The sequence below is a fragment of the Helicobacter sp. 13S00401-1 genome, assembly GCF_002272925.1.
GTDB lineage: Bacteria > Campylobacterota > Campylobacteria > Campylobacterales > Helicobacteraceae > Helicobacter_I.
In genome coordinates, this window is sequence record NZ_MLAR01000042.1 from 1 (window position 1) to 932 (window position 932).

Below are 932 nucleotides of genomic sequence, written 5' to 3' on the forward strand. Positions count from 1 at the left end.
GGCGTCTACACCGATGACTTATCCCATCATCTAAGCACACTTATGGATCCCATCAAATCCAAAATGCTCTATTCTTTTTGGACTAATCTAATCATTACTTTTATTATCCTTTTAGTATGTTCACTAATAGCAGGACTAATCTTTTATAAATACATAGTAGGTTCTATAACTTATATTAAAGATTCTCTAACTAACTTCTTTACTTCTTTAAGTAAGAATGAAATAACTAATATGAAGCTACTAGATAAAAAACTAAAAGATGAATTTAAAACTATGGCTAATGTAATAAACTCTAATATTACTAATATACAAGCCTCTTTATCCAAAGACAGTGAAGCTGTAAGTGAAGCATTAAATGTAGCTAAGACTATAGAAGAAGGTAACTTAAGTGTGAGAATACTTAAGTTACCTTCTAATCCTCAATTAATTGAATTAAGAGATGTACTTAATAATATGTTAGATGTATTAGAACTAAAGATAGGTTCTAATATGAATGAGATAGAAAGAGTATTTGATAGTTATCTTAAATTAGACTTCTCTACTTCAGTATTAGATTCTAAAGGTAATATAAGTAATAAAGGTAGTGTAGAAAGAGTAACTAATGCCTTAGGTGAAGAAATAAGAAAGATGTTAAAAAGTTCTTTAAGCTTTGCTTCTTTACTTAATGAAGAAGCTAAAAAACTAAATACTTCTATTACTAACTTATCTCAAAGTTCTAATGCACAAGCTAGCTCTTTAGAACAATCTGCTACTGCTATAGAAGAAATAACTCAGTCTATGCAAAATGTATCTAATAAGACTAATGAAGTTATCTCTCAATCTGAAGATATTAAAAGTGTTACTGTTATTATTAAAGACATAGCAGATCAAATAAATCTCTTAGCTCTTAATGCAGCTATAGAAGCTGCACGTGCAGGAGAACATGGAAGAGG

1 protein-coding gene is annotated in these 932 nt (G+C 29.1%); it reads left to right on the forward strand.

All coding sequences use genetic code 11. The features are described 5' to 3' along the window. The coding region (locus tag BKH43_RS08355; RefSeq protein WP_253248088.1) for a methyl-accepting chemotaxis protein at positions 1-932 on the forward strand (932 nt) is incomplete at both ends.